Below are 20,595 nucleotides of genomic sequence, written 5' to 3'. Positions count from 1 at the left end.
GGCGGGCGCCGAACGGTCGCGCCCCTACCGTGACGCCATGACCCCCTCAGGCCCGGTCTCCGCCTTCGCCGCCCTCCACCACCGCGACGAGCCCCTCCTGCTCCCCAACGCCTGGGACCACGCCTCGGCCGTGGCCCTCGCCGCCCAGGGCTTCGCGGCGATCGGCACCACGAGTCTCGGCGTCGCCGCGGCCGTCGGACTGCCCGACGGTGCGGCGGCCACCCGCGACCAGACCCTCCAACTCGCCCTGAACCTCGGTACGGAGGACTTCCTGCTGTCTGTTGACGCAGAGGGCGGCTTCAGTGAAGACCCGTGCCGGGTGGGGGAGTTCGCACGGGAGCTGTCCGTCGTCGGCGCCGTCGGCGTCAATCTGGAGGACGGAAATCAGGAGGGCGGTCTCGGATCGGCCGCCCTGCACGCCGAGAAGATCGCGGCCGTGAAGGCCGCCGCCCCGGGTCTCTTCGTCAACGCCCGTACGGACACGCACTGGCTCGGCGACCGTCGGTCCCCGGCCGCCCTGGCCAGGGACACCATGGCCCGCCTCGACGCCTACCAACAGGCGGGCGCGGACGGGGTGTTCGTGCCCGGACTCACCGACCCGGAGCTGATCGGCGCGCTGGTTGAGCGCCTCGACGTGCCGCTCAACATCCTCTACTCGCCCACGGGACCGACAGTCGCCCAGCTCGGCGACCTCGGCGTACGGCGCGTCAGCCTCGGTTCGCTTCTCTACCGGCGGGCGCTCGGCGCGGCCGTGGAGGCGCTCGGCGACATCCGGGCCGGGCGGGTGCCCAGGGGCGAGGCACCCTCGTACGACGAAGTGGTGGCTCTCGGTCATCAGCGCCACGGCTTCACGACACCGGCCTCGGCCTCGGTCCGGGCCTGGATCAGCTCACCGGGACCAGTGTCTCCGTGAGGCGTGCGGCGAACTCCGTCGAGTGGGTGAGCACACCGAGGTGCCCGCCGGGGAACTGGCGCGCGGCGTTCCCGGTGCGGCGGGCGAGAATCGTGGCGGTGCGGTACAGGAGCTGGTCGACGGAGTCGATTCCCGCGGCGAGGGTGAGACGGGGAGGGGAGGAGGAGAGGGCGGCGAGATCGGGGTCGTAGGAGGCGAACGGCACCAGGACGCGGGTGAGCATGATGGCCATCGGGTTGGCCAACTCGTCGTCGGGAGAGAGTGGTTGGGCTTCCGTGTCCGGTTCCACGGGAGCCGGGGCACGCTCCTCCAGGCCTGCGGTCATCCTCGCCGCCGCGGCCTTGAGGCCGTGCTTGCGGTAGGTGTCGTACACGTCGGTGAACATGGCACGCTGTCGCTCCGCGTCGGGCAGGACCCCCACGACCGGTGGCTCGTGCGCGACCACGTGCCGCAGTCGGTCCGGGTGCCGGGCCGCCAGGTCGAGTGCGGGGACGGCGCCGGCGCTGGTGCCGAACACGTACGCGGACTCGCCCTCGGGGAGGACCGCGTCCAGCACCCGGGCCGCGCCCTCGCTCCACCACTCGACGCGCTGTTTCTCCACGGGCTTGCCGAGTTGGCCGTGGGCGAGTCCGAGGGGGTCGTACGTCACGACGGTGAAGCGTTCGGCGAGGCGGGCGGTGACGTTTTCGAGGCCCATGGGGTGTCCGGCGCCGCCGGGGATGATGAGGAGGACGGGGCCGGTGCCGGTGACATCGTAATGATCACTCATCCTCCGGAAGTTACCCGCTGGGAGGGTGGTGAGTGCAATGAATTTCCGGACGAGGATGCGGACGCGGACGCGAATGCCCGTGCGGGCGGGCACCGTTGGGTGGCCGCCCACACAACAGGCAGGTCGGTCAGGGGAGTTGACCGGTCACGCGATCGGCGCGTACACCACGCCCAGTTTGTCGATCTCGTCGCCCGAGCGGCCCGTGAAGCCCACGATCTGCCAGCCCGACGGTGCCGTGAACGTCGTCGTGTCCGACGTGGCCGTCCCGGAGGTCAGGGTGCGGGACTTGTCGGTGGTGAACGCCGCCGAGAAGATCCGCGTCTGGCTGTCCTTCTGACCTTGCGTCAGCTTCACCGAGGTGAGGTGCTCGCCGGACGCCAGGGTGAGGGAGGTGGCCGTGCCGCCCGTACCGCCGTGGGTGAGGGTCGTGCCGCCGTCGTGCGTCAGGGACACCGCGTCCAGCCGGGAGCCGCCGCGCAGGGTGAGCGTGCGGGGCGAGCGCGTCGCCGGGAGGTCGTCGGCGTCGCTGAACGCCGTACCGTGCGGGCCGCCGAAGAAGTCGCTCGCGCGCAGGTTGGCGGGCAGCGTCCAGGAGAAGTCGACCGTGTGGGGGAAGTGGTCGGAGAGGTTGGCACCCGCGGAGTCCAGGAACGACGCCCACTCGTTGTTGTAGCGGGTCGCGGAGAGGTTCACGAGCTTGCTGCCACGGTAGAAGATCTTGTCGACGACCTCGCAGTCGTTCGTCGGCGCGGTCGTCGGGCAGAGCAGCGCGTCACTGCCCTGCGTCGGCTGCACACCGCCCTTCACCAGCTGGACCCAGGCGTCCGTCAGGCCGTTGTCCGACACGAGCGTGCGGATGTTGTCGCCCGCTCGCGTGTACCGCGTGTTCGTGTCACCCGCGACGATCACCGCGTTGCCCGCGGAGTTGGCCTGGATGAAGGCGGACAGCTGCGAGATGTTGGCCCGGCGGGCGGCGTGCGCCTCGTCGGTGTCGTCCGCGTTGGGGTGGGCGTTGTACACGTCCACGTAGACGCCCTCGGCGAGCCGCACCCGGGCCAGCGAGAAGCCCTTCGGGGTAAGGCAGTTGGTGCCGGTGCAGTCGTTCCACTGCACCCGCTCGAAGTCCTGGAAGGCGTAGTCCGAGAGGGTGTTGAGACCGTCTCCGAAGGGCACACCGCCACTCGTCGCCGTGCGGTACGCGTGGTTGTCGTTCGCGTACAGCGCCGCGTGGTAGTTGAAGTCCTCCTGCACGTTGACGATGTCGTACGCGCCCAACCGCGGTGATATCAGCGGGGTGTTCACCTCGGGGTTGCCCGAGCTGAGCAGCTCGGGGAGGCCCGCGACGTTGTACGTGAGGACGTTGAAGGTGCCCGAGGTGGCGGCCGCCGCCGGAGTCGAGCCGGTGGTGGCGAGCCCGGTCAGCGCGAGGGCGCCGGCCACGAGGGTGCCGATGAGTCTTCTCATGGTGGGGGTGTCTCCATGGGGACGATAGGTGAACGCTGCTCAGGTTCGACGGCCAACAGTGTGATGGACAAGGGCTCTTGGGGGAACAGTGAGTGGAGAGGTGATCCGCCGTGTCCGGGTCGTCCCGCGCTCACCCGCCCGTTGGGCAAGGTTCATGTTTCGCACGGATTCTCCTCAGGCGGCGTACGACGGGCGCCGCGTGACTGAGGAGACGCAGCCATGGGCCACGGGCACTCGCACGGACACGGACACGGCAATCATCACCACCATCACGCACACGGTCCCGAGGACGGTACGGCGCTGCCCGCCGCCCTCGACACCTCCGTGCCCGACGAGGCCCTGAACCCCGAACAGCGGTCGCGCCGCACGCTGTTGCGCGGGGCCGGGTTGCTCGGCGCGGGCCTCGCCGCCGCGAGCGTCGTCGCCCCGACGGCCGCCGCTCCGGCGTACGCCTCGACCAACACCCGCCGAAGAGGCGGCTTCCTGTGGCTGACCGGAGACCACCACATCCACACGCAGTACAGCAGCGACGGCAAGTACCGCGTCGTCGACCAGGTCCGCCAGGGCGCCAGGCACGGCATGGACTGGCTCGTCATCACCGACCACGGCTCCACCACGCACGCCAAGATCGGTGTGGACAAGGTCAACCCGGACATCAGGGCGGCCCGCGCCGCGTACGAGGACACCCTCGTCTTCCAGGGCCTGGAGTGGAACATCCCGGGCGCCGAGCACGCCACGGTGTTCGTGCACCCCGGCACCAACGAGGTCTCCGTCCTCAAGCAGTTCGAGACCGACTACGACGGCAGCGTGAAGAACGCCTCCGACTCCACGCCCGCCAACGAGGCGCTCGCCGTCGCGGGCCTCGCCTTCCTCTCCGACCAGGTCAGGCGGCGCAAGGTCAAGGACGCGCTGATGCTCGCCAACCACCCGGCGCGGCGCGGTGTCGACTCCCCGCACGAGATCCGCGCCTGGCGCGACGCGAGCCCGGCGAGCCACCAGATCGCCGTCGGCTTCGAGGGCGCACCCGGCCACCAGGCCGCCGGTCTGCCCGCCCCGCTCGGCCCGGGCCGCGCCCGGGGCATCTACGACAACAATCCCAGCGCCAACTCCTTCGCGGGCTATCCGCTGGAGAGCTACCGCACTTGGGGCGGCTTCGACTGGATGACCGCCACCGTCGGCGGCCTCTGGGACAGCCTGATCGCCGAGGGCAAGCCCTGGTGGATCACCGCCAACTCCGACTCCCACCAGGTCTACGCGGACACCGCGGTACGCGGCCCCGGCGGCAGCTTCGAGAGCAACGGCCGCTACGAGGACCCGATTTACGGCGGCCAGATCGACATCACCCAGGGCGACTACTGGCCCGGCCAGTACAGCCGCACCCACGTCGGCTCCGACGGCTTCTCCTACGCGGCGGTCATGGACGGCATCCGCGCCGGCCGTATCTGGGTGGACCACGGCCAGTTGATCAGCGGCCTCGACGTGCGGGTCTCGGGCGGCGGCCGGTGGAGCACGCTCGGCGGCGCGCTGCACGTGAAGCGAGGCACGAAGGTCACGCTGACGGTGGACGTGACACCGGCGGGCGGCCCCAACTGGGCGGGCTTCCTGCCCAAGTTGGCGAAGGTGGACGTCATCCAGGGCGATGTCACCGGCCCGGTGGCGGACCGCGACACGTTCACCGCTCCCTCCGCCAAGGTCGTCAAGGCGTACGAGGTGAACAAGCCCACGGGCACGGTCCGCCTCACGTACGACCTCGGACGCGTCGACCGCCCGGTGTACGTCCGGTTGCGCGGCAGCGACGGCAACCGATCCGCGCCGGGCGCCCTGGGCGCGGCGGTCGACCCGGCGGGCCCGGCCATCGACGTGGTCGGTGACGCGGACCCGTGGAAGGACCTCTGGTTCTACACGAACCCGGTATGGGTCCTTCCTTCGTGACGCCGTACGCCCTCTGGGCCGACACCCCGGTGTCGGCCCTCCGCGCGGCCGACCACCTCCTCCTCGCCCTGGCGGTCGAACTGGCCCTCCCCGAGGGCACGTTCGCCTGCACCCACCTGATCCGCGGCGACCGCCCCCGGGTGGCCCTGTCGTTCACCCTGCCGTCGGAACCGCTCCTGCGCACCGCCGAGGAGCGGCTCACGGCCCGGGGGTACGAGGTGCGGCCCGGGGTTCCCGACACGGTGGGCCGCGCGGTCATCTACCCGGGCGCGGATTCACTCAACGGCACGGTGACGGTAGGGGAGTTGCTGACCCGGAGCGCGATCGACCGGGTGACGGTACTGGGCTCCCCGGGCCAACCACCCGCAGGGCAAACCCTGCTGACACATGGTCACGTACGCCCGCAGTGGCAGGGCGACGAACTCGTCCTCGCCGCCATGCCCGCGGTCGGCGGCACCCTGGTGCCGTTCGAGGTGCCTGATCCGACACCGTGCTGCGCGGATCACTGAGGGATCCCTGAGGAGATCACTACACGGGCGTGGGCGTCACCCGTTCACCCCCGTGTAGTGCCCCAAACTCCACCGCCAAAGCCACCGCGCCCCCAGGAACGCCACCAACCCCAGCAACGGCGACGCCGCCGCCAGCCAGTACGGCACGCCCGTGTCGTCGCCGTGGCCGGTCAGTACCGCTGCCGGGAAGTACGCGACGAACGCGAGGGGCAGCCCGAAGGTGAGGAGGCCGCTCACCGCCCTCGGGAGGACATTGAGGGGGTAGCTGCCGAACGTACCGAGCAGTTCCTCCAGCCAGCGGCCCCAGTAGTCGGCGGCCGGGAAGCGCAGCGAGGCGCAAGCCACCGCCGTGAACAGGGCCGCCTCCAGGAGCATTCCGCCGAGGACACAGGCCACGAGGTACGAGATCCGGCCCGCTGTCCAGTCCAGGTTGCTCCGGGACAGCGCGCCGGCCATCAGGCCCACGGCCACCGTCAGGTCGCCGATGGCGTTGGTGGGGAACACGGACAGCTGGACCTGGCGGTACACCGGCATCGGGCGGACCAGATAGGTGTCGATCATCCCCTCCTGGATGATCCTGCCGATGCCGTGCATCCTCCCGAGGAACAACACGAAGATGCCGTGCGCCAGCATCCGGGTCGCCGGGATCAGCAGCACCTCCGAGCTGTCCCAGCCGCCCATCCCGGTGAACCGGGTCAGCAGCACCGTCGCGAACACGATGACCGACACCTGCCAGACGGCGCCGATCGCGATCATCAGCAGGAACTCGGAGCGGTACTCCAGCTGGGCGCGGAAGTTGAGGCGCGTGATGCGCCATGCGATACGGACGGCGTTCACGGCCTCAGCCTCCCTGGGAGATCACGCGGCGGGCGGCCCGGCTCCACAGGAACCGGGTGAACAGGGCCAGCAGGACGATCCAGCAGGCCTGGATGGAGAGTTGGAAGGCTGCGTCCGAGAGCGGGACTCGGCCCACGTACAGCGACAGCGGCACGCTCAGCGTGGCCTGGAAGGGCAGGAAGGAGCTGAGGGTGATGAACCAGTCCGGGAAGAACCACAGCGGTGCGTACACCCCGGACAGCAGGTTCTGCGCGAAGACCAGGATGAGCATCGCGGCGCCGTTGCGCAGCGTCCAGAAGCACAGCTGGTCGATGACGAGCATGACGTAGTAGAGGACCAGCTGGCCCAGCAGCAGACTGAGCGCGAACACCCCTGCCACGGCGGCCGATTCGGGCGGCTCGACCACCCCGACGGCCAGGCACAGGACGTACCCGGTCAACGCCCAGGCGAACCCGTACAGTTGCTCGCCGAGCGCCCGTAGCGCGTAGTAGCGCTGGGGCGGCAGCGGGCGCAGGTACCAGTAGACGATCGTGCCGAAGTGCATGTGCTGGAGCACGGTGTCGCGGCCCGCGTACTGGTCCAACTCCCGTAGCCGGGAGGCGAGTACGGCCATCACGGCGTACGTCACCGCCTGCTCGCGGTCGAGGCCGGCCGTCGTACCGGTCTGCTGGTACAGGCCGTTCCACAGGGACGCGACCAGGACCACCTGGACGGTCAGCCGGACCAGGGCGGCGGTCATCCGGGGCGGGGCGTGCAGCTCACCGAGGGGCGTGACCCTGGTGGCCCGCCAGGCGTGCAGGACGGCCATGTCAGCCGCCCTCGTGCGGTGCCGGGGCGTCGGCGTGGACGTACGCGGCCCGCATCACGTCCTCCAGGTCGGCCTCGTCGAGGGCGATGTCCGTCACCTCGTACCGCTCGATGACCCGTTTGAGCGCCTGGTGGACCGTCGGCGCGTCCGGACCGGCGTCGGGACCGAAGACCACCTGCGGGCCTTCACGGCGGAGCAGCTCGATGCCCGGGAGCGCCGCGACCTCCGCGTGCGGGTCGGCCAGGGTGGCGCGGACCTGCCAGGTCGAGCCGAACCGCTTCTTGATCTCGTCCAGCGTGCCGTCCAGCACGAGCCGGCCGTGGTTGACGAGGACGACCCGCTCGGCGAGCCGCTCGACCTCCGTCATGTCGTGCGTGGTGAGGAGGACCGTCCGGCCGCGTTCCTCTACCTGGTGCCGCAGGAACTCCCGCACCTGTTCCTTCACCACCACGTCCATGCCGATGGTGGGTTCGTCGAGGAACACCACCGGCGGATCGTGCAGCAGCGCCGCCGCCAGGTCGCAGCGCACCCGCTGGCCCAGCGACAGATGCCGTACGCGGGTGTCCCAGAACGTGGAGAGTTGGAGCAGGTCGTCGAACTCCCGCAGCCGTACGTCGTGTTCGGGCTTGGGTATCTCGTAGATGTCCCGGAGGATCGAGAACGACTCGCGCACCGGCAGGTCCCACCAGAGCTGGGTGCGCTGGCCGAACACCGCCCCGATGTTGCGGGCGTTGCGCTCGCGCTCCAGGTACGGCACCACGCCGGCGACGCGTGCCTCGCCGGACGTGGGGGTGAGGATGCCGGTGAGCATCTTGATGGTCGTCGACTTGCCGGCGCCGTTCGGGCCGAGCAGGGCCAGGAGTTCACCCGGCGCCACGTCGAAGGTGATGTCGGAGACGGCGTCCTTCGCGACCCGTTCCGGCTGGACGAGGGAGCGCAGGGCCCCGGTGAAACCGGGACGCCGCACGGTGGTGTGGAAGGTGCGGGACAGCCCCCGGACCTCTATGGAACCACTCACTCAGAGAACCTCCGGGAGCTTGCGACGCACGAACACGGCCGTCCGGCTGGGGAGCCGAACGGCCGTGTGACCGGTAACATACTCAGTCGTCGATGGCCGAGAAGACAACGGAGAATTCAGCGGGCTGAACTCGGAGCAGATACTGCGGAAGTGCGCCCGGCCCGCAGGACTGCGAGCCGATGCCCTGCTGCCCGTGGTCGAGGTTGACCCAGACTGTGTCCCCAGGCGTCAGGTCCGTGAGGTGCTCGGCCGCGTCGAGCTGTTCGCTCGTCCAGCGGCGGGCCGTGAACCAGAACTCCGGGTCGCCGTCGACCCGCAGCCCCCCGATCTCCGCCCAACGTACGTCGGTCCGGGCGCCGTTCTCCTGCGGGCGGAGGTAGGGCGTCTGGAGGTCGTCGACCGTGGACTCCCAACGGCCCACGATGGAAGCCGCGTCGGTGTCGGGGTAACCCTCGCCGGGGCCGCCGCCGAACCAGGTGACCCGGTCCGCCGCCGACAGCCCCAGCCGGATGCCGAGCCTCGGCAGCGGCAGCGTCCAGTCGCCCTCGGGATCGACGGTCACGGTCAGCTGCAGCTTGTCGCCGTCGGACGTCCAGCGGTACACCGTGTTGAGGCCTACCTCGGCCGCCGCGGGCGCCACCCGGGTCCGTACGGTCAGCGCGTCCGCGCCCGACTCCACCGAATCCAGGCGGTGTTGCATCCGGTGCAGGCCCAGCTTGCGCCACAGCACGCCGTAGCGGATGTCGGGCTGCCAGGCCGCGCCGAAGTCGTTGTCGGTGGGCGCCCGCCACACGTCCAGGCGCAGACCCTGGACCTCGCGGCCCCCGATCGACGTCAGCGCGCCCGTGCGGGCGTCGAAGGTGCCCGGGCCGAGGGTGACGACCCCGTCGGCCAGGACGGGCGCGGCCGAGGCGGCGACCGTCGGCAACGGGCGGGCGGACGCCGGGAACTGCCCCCAGGCGACCAGATGTCCCCGCTCACCCCAGGCCGACTCGTCGGCCAGCAGCGCCCGTACCGTCCACAGCGACTCGGCACCGCCCCGCGCGTCGGCGGGCGGCTCGGGCAGCTTCACGTCGGCCGACTCGCCGGGGGCGAGGGCGGGCACGGCCAGGGTGCCGGTCTCGACCGCCGTGCCGTCGACGTCGTACGACCATACGAAGGTGAGCGCGGAGAGGTCGGCGAAGTCGTAGGCGTTGGTGATCCGGACGGTCCCGTCCGTGCCGTCGCCCGTGATGCGGACCGGCTCGATGACCTTCTTGTACTCGACGAGCCCGGGGGAGGGCGTGCGGTCCGGGAAGATCAGGCCGTCGCAGACGAAGTTGCCGTCGTGCAGCTCCTCGCCGAAGTCGCCGCCGTAGGCGTAGCCGAACCGCTCGTCCTTGACGCCGTGGTCGATCCACTCCCAGATGAAGCCGCCCTGGATGCGGTCGTGGGCCTCGAAGATCCGCTGGTAGTCGGCGATGCCGCCGGGGCCGTTGCCCATGGCGTGCCCGTACTCGCAGAGGATGAAGGGGAGTTGGCGCCGCTTCTGCGTGCCGCCGTCCAGACTCTGGCCGATCCGCTCGGTCTCCGCGTGGTCGGCGTACATCCGGGAGTACATGTCCGTGTCGCGGCAGTCCCAGTCGCCCTCGTAGTGCACGAGCCGGGAGCTGTCGCGGCCGTGGATCCACTCGGCCATCGCGGTCAGCCCGCGTCCGGTGCCGGCCTCGTTGCCCAGCGACCAGATGACGACGGAGGGGTGGTTCTTGTCGCGCTCGACCATCCGGGACGCGCGGTCCAGGAGGGCCGGGGTCCAGCGGTCGTCGTCGACCGGGTTGTCGCGCCAGTTCTGCTCGGTGAAGCCGTGGGTCTCCAGGTCGCACTCGTCGATGACCCACAGGCCGTACTCGTCGCACAGGTCGAGGAAGGCCGGGTGCGGCGGGTAGTGCGAGGTGCGGACGGCGTTCAGGTTGTGCCGCTTCATCAGCAGTACGTCGGCCCGCATGGTCTCCAGGTCGAGGGTGCGCCCCTTCTCGGGGTGCCATTCGTGCCGGTTGACGCCCTTGAACAGGATCGCCTTCCCGTTGACCTTGATGAGCCCGTCCGCCAGCTCGACGGTCCGGAAGCCGATGCGCAACGGCACCCGCTCACCCGCCGTGACCAGCACACCGTCGTAGAGGCGGGGTGTCTCGGCGGTCCACGGCTCGACGGCGACCGTCACCGGCTCGCCGGTCCTGACATCGATGTCCAGCTCGGGCACGGTGACGCGCCCGTCGACGTCGGACTCGACGCGGAGCGTGCCCGTACCGGCCGTGTGGTCGTACGAGGCGTGCACGAAGAAGTCGAGGACGCTGCCCGCCGGGCGGTGCAGCAGAGTGACGTCCCGGAAGATGCCCGGCAACCACCACTGGTCCTGGTCCTCCAGGTACGAGCCCGCCGACCACTGGTGGACCCGGACGGCCAGGACGTTGCCGCTCGGCTTCAGCAACTGCCCGACCGCGAACTCGTGCGCCAGCCGCGAGCCCTTGAACTCGCCGATCTCCGTGCCGTTCAGCCACACCCGGGCGCAGGACTCGACGCCGTCGAAGCGCAGCACCGCCCCGCCGTCCGACAGGTTGGGCCAGTCGGACGGCAGGTCGAAGACGTGCAGGTGGTCGCCGGTCGGGTTCTCGGTCGGGACGCGGGGCGGGTCCACCGGGAACGGATAGAGGTGGTTGGTGTAGATCGGGGCACCGAAGGCCCCGTCGCCCTGGAGGACCCAGTGCCCGGGGACCGTCACCTCGGCCCAGTCCCCGGCGTCGTACCCCGGCTCGGCGAACGAGTCGTCCGCGCCGTCGGCGGTCGGCGACAGCCGGAAACTCCAGCTGCCGTTCAGGGACAGCGAACCGGCGTCCGAGGACGCGTACCAGGCGCGGGGCGGAAGGGCCCCGCTGCCGGGTGAGACGTCCTCGACGTAGTCGGTCGCCGCCGCGATGGACGCGGCCGTGGTGCGGAAAGACATCGGTCTCCTAGTTCAGCCCGGTGGGCGGCTCAGCCCTTGATGCCGGTCTGTGCGATCCCCTGGACCAGCCAGCGCTGGAGGAAGAGGAACACGAACACCAGGGGCAGGATGGAAAAGGCGGTGGCCATGAAGATGATATGGAATACGACGGTCTGGTTGGTCATGTAGTTGGAGAGCGCAACCTGAACGGTCCACGAATCCGGACTCTGACCGATGACCAGCGGCCACAGGAAGGAGTTCCAGCCGTTGATGAAGGTGATGGTCGCCATCGCCGCGAAGAAGTTCAGCGAGTTGGGCACCACGATGCGCCAGTACGCACCCCAGTAGCCCAGTCCGTCCACTCGCGCCGCCTCCTCCAGCTCCTTGGGGAATCCCAGGAAATACTGCCGGAACAGGAAGCAGGTGAAACCACTGAACAGGCCCGGGATGATGAGACCCCGGTAGGTGTCCACCCAGCCGAGCGACGAGACCAGCACGAAGCTCGGGACGAAGGTGACCGCCGTCGGGACCATCAGGGTGCCCAGAACGGCGTAGAAGACCTTGTTGGCGTGCTTGTACGGGATGCGGGCCAGCCCGTAGCCCGCGAGGGAGCACACCAGCAGGACGCCGACGGTGTGCAGGGTGGCCACGACCGCCGAGTTCCACAGGGACCGCGCGAAGGGCACCGTCTCGTCCGTGAACAGTTCGCTGATGTTGCCCCACTGGATGTCGGTGGGGAAGAACTTCCAGTTCTCTCCGGTGATCTCGAGGTCGGTGGAGAGGGCGTTGCGGACCAGCAGGTAGAACGGGACCAGGAAGAAGAAGCCGGCGATCCCGGTGGCGATGTAGAGCCCGGTGGAGCTCATCACGCCGCCACCGCGTTTGACGCGGCGGGGCTTGTCCGGCGACGGCGCGGGGTCCCGCACCTCGGGCATGGTGGTGGTCACTTGGACTCCTCCCCCCTTCCGAAGCCCATGAACCTGCCCTGGAGCAGGGTCACGGCACAGATCAGGACGGTCAGGATGACCGCGCCCGCGCTGCCGGCGCCGTAGTCCTGGCTCTCGCCCAGGGCCTTGTAGTACAGCTCGACGAGGGGTGGACGACCCCAGGTGGTCTTCGACAGGAGGTTGAAGAACTCGTCGAAGGCCTGGTAGGCGGCGATGAGCAGCAGCAGGACCACCGCGGTGGACGTGGCGCGCAGCTGGGGCAGGGTGATGTACCGGAAGGTCTGCCAGCCCGGCTTGGCGCCGTCGATGGCGGCGGCCTCGTACAGCTCGCCCGGGATGTTCTGCAGCGCCGCGATGAACAGGATCATGTAGAAGCCGGACTGCAGCCACAGACGTGCGCTGACGATGACCACCCAGTACCAGGGCGGATTGGGGTCGACCAGCCAGGCGATGTTCTCGATGCCGAACCAGCCGAGAACCGTGTTCATCAGGCCGAACCGGACCCCGGTGAAGATGGACATCTTCCAGATCAGCGAGGCGGCCACGTAACTGCACGCGGTCGGCAGGAAGAAGACCGACCGGAAGAACGCCCGCATGAAGCGCAGCCGGTTCACCAGCAGGGCCAGGCCCAGCGAGAGTGCCCAGGTGGTGGGCACGATGAACGCGGCGAAGGCGGTGAAGGTGCCGAGCGAGCCGACGAAGTCCTCGTTCGTCAGCATGTACGCGTAGTTCTCGAAGCCGACGAACTTGTCGGGCGTGACGGTGAAGCGGGCCTCGAAGACGCTGAGCCAGAGGCTCCAGAGGATCGGCGCGTAGACGAAGATCGCCAGGCCGATGAGGAAGGGCCCGGTGAAAAGCCAGAAGTTGAAGGTGGGGCTGCCCCGCAGCGCCCGCCGCGGCTTGGCCGGTGAGGCCTTCGCCGGGGCGGGGCGCGCGAGGTCGCGCGTCTCGGTCGTCGACATGTCGTGATCCGTCCCGCGGCCTATCCGAACAGCTTCTTGAGCTCGCGGTTGACGGCCACGTCGGCCTTGTCGAGCGCGGCCTCCGGGTCCATGTCCTTGCGGACACTGTTGGCGAAGACGTCCTCAAGAGAGGTGATCATGGCCTGGGTCCAGCCGATGTTGTCGAAGTGCCCGAACTCGTTGAAGAGCCGGACGCCCTCGGCGGCGTTGCCCGACTTGAGCTTGGTCGCCGTCTTCGCGAGCGAGGAGCGCGGCGGGATGTGGAAGCCGTAGGAGGTGGCCCAGTCCTCCTGGTACTCCTTCTGGTCGAGCCACAGCCACTTGACGTACGCCTTGGCCGCCTCGACGTTGTCGCCCTTGGCGTTGACGAACATCGACCAGCCGCCGTTGTAGACCGACTGCTTGCCCGAGTCGATGGTCTTCGGGAAGGGGAAGACCCCCCAGTCGTCGCCGAGCGCGGCCTGGATCCCCGGCATGGCCCACATGCCGCAGAACTGGATGGCGCACAGGCCCTGGTTGAGGGAGGAGGGGTCCCAGGACGCGGTCGGTGCGCCGAGGAGGAGGTCGCCGCTGGTGAACAGCTTGCGCATCTTCTTGATGCCCTCGATGACGCCGTCCGTGTGGTAGGCGATCTGGTTCTTCTCGTCGAGGGTGTCGGCGCCAGCCGACCAGATCATCGGGTTGATGACACTGTGCAGGTCGTCGCCCATGTACAGGCCCTTGACCTTGCCGGTGGTGAGCTTGGCCGCGGCCTCCGCCAGCTCGTCGAGCGTGGTCGGCACCTCGACCTTGGCCTGCTCCAGCATCGACTTGCGGTAGAAGAAGAACTGCGGGTCGTCGATCATCCGGACGCCGTATATCTTGCCGTCCACCGTGTGCGACTTGATGTCGGCCGGATTGAAGTCGTCCTTGACCGGCGTGATGATGTCGGTCAGGTCCGCCACCTGGCCGCTCGTGATCATCTGCATCTGCGGGTGGAACTCGAAGAGGTCGGGCGCATTGTCGGTGAGCAGCGTCGCGAAGAGCTTGCTCTCGTAGTCGGCACTGGTGATCCACTGCGTGGTGACGTTGGCCTTGCTGTACGCCTTCGCGTACTTCTTGATGGCCTGCTCGGTGCCCGCCTCGCCGTACGCGTGGAAGTACTGGACGAGTGCGTCGCCCGAACCCCCGCCGCTGCGGCCCGTGTTGCCGCCGCACGCGGTGAGTCCACCGGCGGCGGCCAGGCCCATGGCGGCCCGCAGAACGTTCCGGCGGTCCCAGTTGCTGTTGCTCAATGCCGACATGTGACGTCCTTGTCTCTAGTGCGGCTGCGGCCCTGTCGCTTCAGCGCCAGATGGCTCAAATGAGGTTGCGGAGCGGGACGTTAACCTTCGGCTAAGGCTTCGGCAAGGGGTTGGACGAAGCCCGTTCGAAACGTTGCCGGGTGTTCGGGATGTCGGACGCGGTGAGGTCGGCGCTGGGCACGACGAAGTCGCGGACCGCTTCAACTGCGGTTCGCGCAGGGCTGGTTGGCCTTCGGCCCGGACCTACTTCAGGGGCATCGGGCCGGTGCGCCGGGCGGACGACGACCGCTGGGTGGCCGAGGACAGCGCACCCTCGAGGGCGAAGGTCGCCGCGCCCAGGCACGCCGGATCGGTGGGGATGGGGGAGAGGACGATCTCGGTGGCGGCCATCGGGCGTGGCAGCGCGTGCCGGCCGACGGCCTCGCGCACCTCGTGCAGCAGCGGCTCGCCGAGCCGGCGGGCGACCCAGCTGCTGAGCACGACCACTTCCGGGTTGAGGACGTTGACCAGGTTCGCGATCCCCGCACCGATGTAGCGGGCCGTCTCCCGTACGACCTTGAGGGCCACCGGGTCCTTCGCGTCCACGGCGCGGGCCAGCGCGTCGATGGTGGCGGTCTGGTCGTCGGGGTGGAGCAGTGGGCTGCTCGGGCCGATCTCCCGCAGGTTCAGCATGATGCCGGGCGCGCCGACATAGGCCTCCACGCAGCCGTGGTTGCCGCAGCGGCACAGCCGCCCGTCCAGGACGAGCGTGGTGTGACCCCACTCGCCGGCGCTGTTGCTCACCCCCCGGTACAGCCCGCCCTGGAGCGCGAGCCCGGCGCCGACCCCCGTCCCGAGGTTGACCACCACCGTGTCCCCGCGCCCGCGCGCCGCCCCGAACCACATCTCGGCGACCGCTCCGGCGCGCAGCGGATTGTCCAGGTAGAGCGGGTAGGCGATGACCTCGGACAGCAGGTCGAGCAGCGGCACGTCGTGCCAGTCCCAGTTGGGCGCGTACTCCGAGACACCGGTGTCCCGGTCCACCTGCCCCGGCACGCTCACCCCGACGCCCAGCACCCGCGCGCCCTCGATACCGGCCTGCGCGACCACCGAGCCGACGGCGGCGGCCACATGGCTGACCACCTGCTCGGGCAGGCTCTCACCGGGGCGCATGTCCTCGTCGGCGCGGGCCAGCACGTTCAGCGCGAGGTCGAACAGTTCGACATGGACGTACGTCTCCGCGATGTCGACGCCGATCAGCGCGCCCCCCGACGCGTTGACGGCCACGAGACCCCGGGGACGGCCGCCCGCCGAGTCCTCGAACCCGACCTCCGTGATCATCCGCAGCTCGAGCAGCTCACCGACGAGCGTGGCGACCGTGGCCAGGCTCAGCCCGGCGGCGGCGGCCAGCTCCTGCCGGGAGGTAGGAGAGTGGGCGATGATCTGGCGCAGCACCTCGTAGCGGTTCGCGGTGCGGATGTCACGTGATGTGCGCTTCACCACCGGGCTTGCCCCCTCGCCGTGCAGACCTCAGTGCAGACCTCAGTGCAGACAGGCCGGGGCGCGACGGCACCGGCGCCGCGCCAGGTTATGGGCAGTGGGGGAGGTTCGACAAGGGGTTAGGAAAGGGGCTGAAGAAAGTCTCCCCGCACTTGGCGGCACCCCCGCCGGATCAGTCGCCGAGCATCTCCCGTACGAACGCGTTCGTGAACTTCGCCGACGGGTCCAGGGACGTGGCCAGTGCCGTGAAGTCCGGCAGGCGTGGATACCGTCCGCGCAGGACCTCCGGCGGTACGGCGAACACCTTGCCCCAGTGCGGACGCGGGCCGAACGGGTTCAGTGCCGTCTCGACCCGGCGTACGACGGGCAGTACCGCCTCCGTGTCCGCGACCCAGGTGAAGTGGAACGCCACGCTGTCCCGCCCGTGCGCCGGGCTCAGCCACTGGTCGTCGGCGGCGATCGTCCGCACCTCGCACACCTGGAGCACCGGGGCGACGACGTCCCGGATCGCGTCGAGCGAGCGCAGGGCGTCGAGGGCGTACGGGCGCGGCAGCAGATACTCCGACTGGAGTTCCTCGCCGCTGCTCGGGGTGAACTCCGCCCGGAAGTGGGGGAGTCGCTCGTTCCAGGGGCCCGGCACACCGAACTGCTCGGTGCAGTTCACGGCCGGCATGCCCGGCACCGGGTGCATCGCCTCGGTGGCGGGCGCGGCCCACGGGAAGTCCGGCAGCGTCTGGTCGCTGCGCCGCTTCAGCCACACCTGCCGGAAGCCCGGCCCACGCCAGTCCGTGAACAGACTCACGCTGTACGCGGCGCCCGCTACGGCCTCGAAGTCCAGCCCGTCCAGGGGCAGTTCGGTGAACACGTACTGCTCGACCTCGAAGTCGGCCTCCAGGTCGAGGGTGAGGGCGGTGACGACGCCCAGGGCACCCAGCGCGGTGACGGCGCCGTCGAAGCCGTCCTCGCCCCGTGCGATCGTCACCGTCGAACCGTCCGCCGTGACCAGCTCGACCTCGCGCACCGGGGCGGCCAGCGAACCGTTGCCGACCCCCGAACCGTGCGTACCGGTCGCCACCGACCCCGCCACCGAGATGTGCGGGAGGGACGCCATGTTGTGCAGCGCGAGCCCGCGCCCGTGGACGACCCGGGCCAGCTCCGCGTACCGGACCCCGCCCCCGACCCGGACCGTACGGGCCGCGGTGTCGACGTCGATCTCCGGCGGCAGCGCGGCCAGCGAGAGCAGGACACCGCCGTCGCCCGGCTCGGCGATCTCGTTGAACGAGTGCCCGCTGCCCAGCACCCGCACCCGCGCGCTCTCCGCGACGAGTGCCCGCAGGGCGGCCGGGGTGTGCGGTCGGTGCAGCTCCTTGGGGGTGTAGATGATGTTGCCCGCCCAGTTGGTCAGCGACTCGGCCATCGGGTCCGTCCCTCCGCTCAGATGTGTCGACCTTCTCACGCAGCGGTGTGTGACATGCCCGAGGGGCCCCGAGGCCACGGACACGCAGGCGGGGGCATACCGTGAGGAGTCGAACGCCGGATTACCGCCGGAGCTGGAGGAGACACGGGATGGGCAGCCGCACCGCGCTGGTCGAGGATCTGATGGAGCGCTTTCCGCACGTACCGCGCGAGGCCGTCTTCAAAGAGGACCTGCTCAGGGGTGGTGTGGCCTTCGACCCGTCCGCGCTCAGCGACAATGAGGGCGGCGACGTCAAACCGAAGTCGTACTTCATCTTCTCCTTCGACCACGGCACCCTCCCCGAGCTGGGCGAGGCCGCGCTGCGCCGCCCGCCGGAGGAGATCATCCTCACCGGCGGCCCGTACGACCTGCGCCGGACCGTCGTGTCGGTGCGCGTGAACCCGGCATCGCCCTACCGGGTGGCCTCCGACGAGCACGGCGTGCTCGGGCTCTACCTCGACGGGAAGCGGATCTCGGACGTCGGCGTGCCGCCGATGCCCGAGTACTACAAGCACAAGCTCTCCAACGGGAAGTCCGTCATGGAGGTCGCCCCCACCATCCAGTGGGGCTACCTGATCTACCTGACCGTCTTCCGGGTCTGCCAGTACTTCGGCGCCAAGGAGGAGTGCCAGTACTGCGACATCAACCACAACTGGCGCCAGCACAAGGCGGCCGGGCGGCCCTACACGGGCGTGAAGGACGTCGACGAGGTCCTGGAAGCCCTGGAGATCATCGACCGCTACGACACGGCGAAGGCCTCCACCGCCTACACCCTCACCGGCGGCGCCATCACCTCCAAGCTCCAGGGCCGTGACGAGGCCGACTTCTACGGCATGTACGCCAAGGCCATCGAGGAGCACTTCCCGGGCCGCTGGATCGGCAAGGTCGTCGCACAGGCGCTGCCGAAGGACGACGTACAGCGCTTCAAGGACTACGGCGTCCAGATCTACCACCCCAACTACGAGGTGTGGGACGAGTACCTCTTCAAGATGTTCTGCCCCGGCAAGGAGCGCTACGTCGGCCGCGACGAATGGCACAAGCGCATCCTCGACTCGGCGGACGTCTTCGGCGCGCGCAATGTCATCCCCAATTTCGTGGCGGGCGTGGAGATGGCCGAGCCGTTCGGCTTCAAGACGGTCGACGAGGCGATCGAGTCGACCACCGAGGGCCTGCGCTTCTTCATGTCGCACGGCATCACGCCCCGCTTCACCACCTGGTGCCCCGAGCCGACGACCCCGCTCGGCAAGGCCAACCCCCAGGGTGCGCCGCTGGAGTACCACATCCGGCTGTTGCAGGCCTATCGCCAGACGATGGACGACTTCGGCCTCGACTCGCCCCCCGGCTACGGCGAACCCGGCCCCGGCCGCGCCGTGTTCTCCGTCAGCTCCTTCATGGACAGCCTGCCGGCCCGGGATTCGGCGGCGACCATCTGAGTCGACGAACTGAGTCGGGGATCCGGGTCGAAGATCTGGGTCGAAAGTCTGAACGGAACACCGCCTCGATCCGTATGGGGGGCCGGGGGCTCGTACATGGTTCCCCGCAACTCCGGACTCCCGTACGGCGAGCCCGCGTTGACATGTGACGACATGTGAATACGTCGCTTGTCAGTTGTGCGGGAAACGTGAAAAGCTCGGGCTCCGTTTTGCAAAACGGTCCCCAACTCCCCTGCTCGTGGGGTCAGTTGACCTTGACGTTGGCGTGTGCAAGCCGTTGATGCTGGAGTCCCCCCATATGCCAGATCTGCCGACCCCTCAGGACGCGGCCGAAGCAGCGCTGTTCTCCGAGTGCTGGGACGCGGTCCTCTCGTACGCCGACCTCTGCACGTCCGGTGCGTCCGCCGGCACCGAACTCGCCGCCGAGGCGTTCACCCACGGTATCCACGCGGCCCGCGCCGCCGACTTCGGAGCCCGCAGCACCGGACGCCGCATACCCCGCCTGCCCTGGATACCCCTGCTCCTGGCGGCAGTTCGCAGTACCGCCGCGTCCTGGGAGGAGACCGGGCACGGCAACCATCTCGACCCCGACCTGCGGCTGTGGCTCAACTCCGACAAGGCCGCCCGGTACGTGGGCCCGCCGCTGCGCCGCCCGCTCGCGCTGCGCGCCCTGCGCGACATGCAGGAACCGGACGCCGCCCTGCTCTGGCTGGCCGACGTGGAGTCACTGCCGCTGCCCGTCGTCGCCCGCCGGCTCGGCCTCGACCCCGACAGCGCCGCCGAGGAACTCACCCAGGTACGCGGCCTGTTCAGAGACCGGTGCCAGCGCAATCTCGTCGACAGCCCGATGGACTACGACTGCCGCGCCTTCGCCCGCCTGCTCGACGCGGTCTCCCGCTCGCAGGGCGCCGAGATCCCCGACGACCTCTCCCGGCACCTCGCGACCTGCGTGGAGTGCGCCGAGGCCGCCGCCTGTCTGCGGCTGTACGGCGGGGCCAGCGGACTGCCCTCCGCGCTCGCCGGCGGTGTCATCGGCTGGGGCGGACTCGCCTACCTGGAACGGCGCCGCCGCGCCGCCGAGGCCGGCCTGCTCGGCGGACGCGGGGAAGCGGGCATCGACACCGGCCTCACCATCGGGGAGTCCCGTCCGCGCATCGGCCGTACGGCGATCCTGGTCGCGGCCGTCATCGTCTCCGCCCTGGCGCTCACCGTCTCGCTGATGCCCTTCGACGGCTCAGGCAACGAGGTCTCCGCGAAGGGCGGCGTGACCGACGGGCACCCCGTGGTGGACCCGGGCGGCCTGCCGTCCGGGGTGACCGTCCCGGCGGGCGCCACCCCGTCCAAGCCGTCCACGTCGCCCGACCCGTCGACCCCGGACGCGTCCCCCACCCTGTCCGACAGGCCCGACCCCGACCCGGAGCCCCAGGGCACCTCGACGTCCACCGCGAGCGGCGCGGCGCCGACGCCGAGCCCCGACAAGAGCGAACCGCCCTCCTGCGAGGTCGAGTACGACCTCGTCAACGAGTGGCCCGACGGCTTCCAGGCCACCATCAGCGTCACCACCGCGAAGGCCATCGACGGCTGGCGCATCGCGTGGTCCTTCCGCAACGGCCAGCAGGTCGGCCAGATGTGGGATGCGAGCTTCGCCCAGGACGGCGCCCGCGTCACGGCCACGGCCGCCGACTACAACAGAACGGTCGCGGCCGACGGCACGGTCTCCTTCGGCTTCCTGGCCAGCTGGCAGGGCACCAACGCGCCCCCGTTCGACTTCACCCTGAACGGCAGCAGCTGCACGAACTGAGGCACGTACCACCCGGTCCGGCCAC

General features: G+C 69.8%; 16 protein-coding genes. 5 read left to right on the top strand and 11 right to left on the bottom strand.

The features are described from left to right. Positions 1–37: 37 nt before the first annotated feature. Complete coding sequence (locus ACWDR4_RS09490; RefSeq protein WP_450406073.1) at positions 38–913, top strand: isocitrate lyase/PEP mutase family protein; 876 nt, start codon at positions 38–40, stop codon at positions 911–913. On the opposite strand, the gene ACWDR4_RS09485 is transcribed toward ACWDR4_RS09490, so the two are convergent. Further along, positions 885–1,682 carry an alpha/beta fold hydrolase gene (locus ACWDR4_RS09485; protein WP_450406070.1) on the bottom strand — a complete coding sequence of 266 codons (798 nt, stop codon included), beginning with the start codon at positions 1,680–1,682 and terminating at the stop codon, positions 885–887. The two genes, ACWDR4_RS09490 and ACWDR4_RS09485, sit on opposite strands and share 29 nt — an antisense overlap. A 144-nt stretch (positions 1,683–1,826) precedes the next feature. Beyond that, complete coding sequence (locus tag ACWDR4_RS09480; RefSeq protein WP_450406068.1) at positions 1,827–3,146, bottom strand: jacalin-like lectin; 1,320 nt, start codon at positions 3,144–3,146, stop codon at positions 1,827–1,829. 219 nt (positions 3,147–3,365) lie between these two features. Here ACWDR4_RS09480 and ACWDR4_RS09475 point away from each other — a divergent pair, with 219 nt between their 5' ends. Together ACWDR4_RS09475 and ACWDR4_RS09470 are read left to right on the top strand one after the other, a co-directional pair. Continuing rightward, positions 3,366–5,078, top strand: coding sequence for a PHP domain-containing protein (locus ACWDR4_RS09475; protein ID WP_450406066.1), 1,713 nt, complete (start codon positions 3,366–3,368; stop codon positions 5,076–5,078). Then, on the top strand, positions 5,060–5,587 hold the full coding sequence (locus ACWDR4_RS09470; protein ID WP_450406064.1) for a hypothetical protein: 528 nt from the start codon (positions 5,060–5,062) through the stop codon (positions 5,585–5,587). Before ACWDR4_RS09475 ends, ACWDR4_RS09470 begins: the two co-directional genes overlap by 19 nt. A 36-nt stretch (positions 5,588–5,623) precedes the next feature. Here the strand turns inward: ACWDR4_RS09470 and ACWDR4_RS09465 are convergent, their stop codons facing one another. From ACWDR4_RS09465 to ACWDR4_RS09425, 9 genes are all read right to left on the bottom strand, one after another. Next, positions 5,624–6,424, bottom strand: a complete 801-nt coding sequence (locus ACWDR4_RS09465; protein WP_450406061.1) for an ABC transporter permease — start codon at positions 6,422–6,424, stop codon at positions 5,624–5,626. Between the two features lie 4 nt (positions 6,425–6,428). Further along, positions 6,429–7,232: an ABC transporter permease gene (locus tag ACWDR4_RS09460; protein ID WP_450406058.1), complete on the bottom strand. Its 804-nt coding sequence runs from the start codon at positions 7,230–7,232 to the stop codon at positions 6,429–6,431. 1 nt (position 7,233) lies between these two features. Continuing rightward, positions 7,234–8,250 (bottom strand): ABC transporter ATP-binding protein, encoded by a 1,017-nt coding sequence (locus ACWDR4_RS09455; protein WP_450406055.1) that lies wholly within the window; start codon positions 8,248–8,250, stop codon positions 7,234–7,236. Between the two features lie 82 nt (positions 8,251–8,332). Continuing rightward, positions 8,333–11,230, bottom strand: a complete 2,898-nt coding sequence (locus ACWDR4_RS09450) for a glycoside hydrolase family 2 TIM barrel-domain containing protein (RefSeq protein ID WP_450406053.1) — start codon at positions 11,228–11,230, stop codon at positions 8,333–8,335. Between the two features lie 29 nt (positions 11,231–11,259). Continuing rightward, entirely contained in the window at positions 11,260–12,156 is an 897-nt protein-coding gene (locus ACWDR4_RS09445; protein ID WP_450406051.1) for a carbohydrate ABC transporter permease, read from the bottom strand. Then, positions 12,153–13,118 carry a carbohydrate ABC transporter permease gene (locus ACWDR4_RS09440; RefSeq protein ID WP_450406049.1) on the bottom strand — a complete coding sequence of 322 codons (966 nt, stop codon included), beginning with the start codon at positions 13,116–13,118 and terminating at the stop codon, positions 12,153–12,155. The genes ACWDR4_RS09445 and ACWDR4_RS09440 overlap by 4 nt, the downstream gene beginning before the upstream one ends. Before the next feature lie 20 nt (positions 13,119–13,138). After that, positions 13,139–14,401, bottom strand: coding sequence for an ABC transporter substrate-binding protein (locus ACWDR4_RS09435; RefSeq protein WP_450406047.1), 1,263 nt, complete (start codon positions 14,399–14,401; stop codon positions 13,139–13,141). Between the two features lie 243 nt (positions 14,402–14,644). Next, complete coding sequence (locus tag ACWDR4_RS09430; protein ID WP_450406213.1) at positions 14,645–15,880, bottom strand: ROK family protein; 1,236 nt, start codon at positions 15,878–15,880, stop codon at positions 14,645–14,647. Between the two features lie 172 nt (positions 15,881–16,052). Then, entirely contained in the window at positions 16,053–17,297 is a 1,245-nt protein-coding gene (locus ACWDR4_RS09425) for an FAD-binding protein (RefSeq protein WP_450406044.1), read from the bottom strand. 149 nt (positions 17,298–17,446) lie between these two features. Here ACWDR4_RS09425 and ACWDR4_RS09420 point away from each other — a divergent pair, with 149 nt between their 5' ends. After that, positions 17,447–18,769: a radical SAM protein gene (locus ACWDR4_RS09420; RefSeq protein WP_450406042.1), complete on the top strand. Its 1,323-nt coding sequence runs from the start codon at positions 17,447–17,449 to the stop codon at positions 18,767–18,769. Positions 18,770–19,067: 298 nt separating this feature from the next. After that, positions 19,068–20,570, top strand: coding sequence for a cellulose binding domain-containing protein (locus ACWDR4_RS09415; protein WP_450406040.1), 1,503 nt, complete (start codon positions 19,068–19,070; stop codon positions 20,568–20,570). Positions 20,571–20,595 lie beyond the last annotated feature (25 nt).

Source organism: Streptomyces sp. NPDC000878, assembly GCF_053599695.1.
Note: the sequence above shows the minus strand (reverse complement) of the source record. Positions and strands in the feature narration are given on the sequence as shown.

Excerpts from the sequence above, each read along its gene's own strand:
- ACWDR4_RS09440 (WP_450406049.1), bottom strand. The coding sequence starts at position 13,118 with ATGTCGACGACCGAGACGCGCGACCTCGCGCGCCCCGCCCCGGCGAAG.
- ACWDR4_RS09460 (WP_450406058.1), bottom strand. The coding sequence starts at position 7,232 with ATGGCCGTCCTGCACGCCTGGCGGGCCACCAGGGTCACGCCCCTCGGT.
- ACWDR4_RS09485 (WP_450406070.1), bottom strand. The coding sequence starts at position 1,682 with ATGAGTGATCATTACGATGTCACCGGCACCGGCCCCGTCCTCCTCATC.
- ACWDR4_RS09480 (WP_450406068.1), bottom strand. The coding sequence starts at position 3,146 with ATGAGAAGACTCATCGGCACCCTCGTGGCCGGCGCCCTCGCGCTGACC.
- ACWDR4_RS09470 (WP_450406064.1), top strand. The coding sequence starts at position 5,060 with ATGGGTCCTTCCTTCGTGACGCCGTACGCCCTCTGGGCCGACACCCCG.
- ACWDR4_RS09450 (WP_450406053.1), bottom strand. The coding sequence starts at position 11,230 with ATGTCTTTCCGCACCACGGCCGCGTCCATCGCGGCGGCGACCGACTAC.
- ACWDR4_RS09420 (WP_450406042.1), top strand. The coding sequence starts at position 17,447 with ATGGGCAGCCGCACCGCGCTGGTCGAGGATCTGATGGAGCGCTTTCCG.
- ACWDR4_RS09490 (WP_450406073.1), top strand. The coding sequence starts at position 38 with ATGACCCCCTCAGGCCCGGTCTCCGCCTTCGCCGCCCTCCACCACCGC.
- ACWDR4_RS09435 (WP_450406047.1), bottom strand. The coding sequence starts at position 14,401 with ATGTCGGCATTGAGCAACAGCAACTGGGACCGCCGGAACGTTCTGCGG.
- ACWDR4_RS09475 (WP_450406066.1), top strand. The coding sequence starts at position 3,366 with ATGGGCCACGGGCACTCGCACGGACACGGACACGGCAATCATCACCAC.
- ACWDR4_RS09415 (WP_450406040.1), top strand. The coding sequence starts at position 19,068 with ATGCCAGATCTGCCGACCCCTCAGGACGCGGCCGAAGCAGCGCTGTTC.
- ACWDR4_RS09425 (WP_450406044.1), bottom strand. The coding sequence starts at position 17,297 with ATGGCCGAGTCGCTGACCAACTGGGCGGGCAACATCATCTACACCCCC.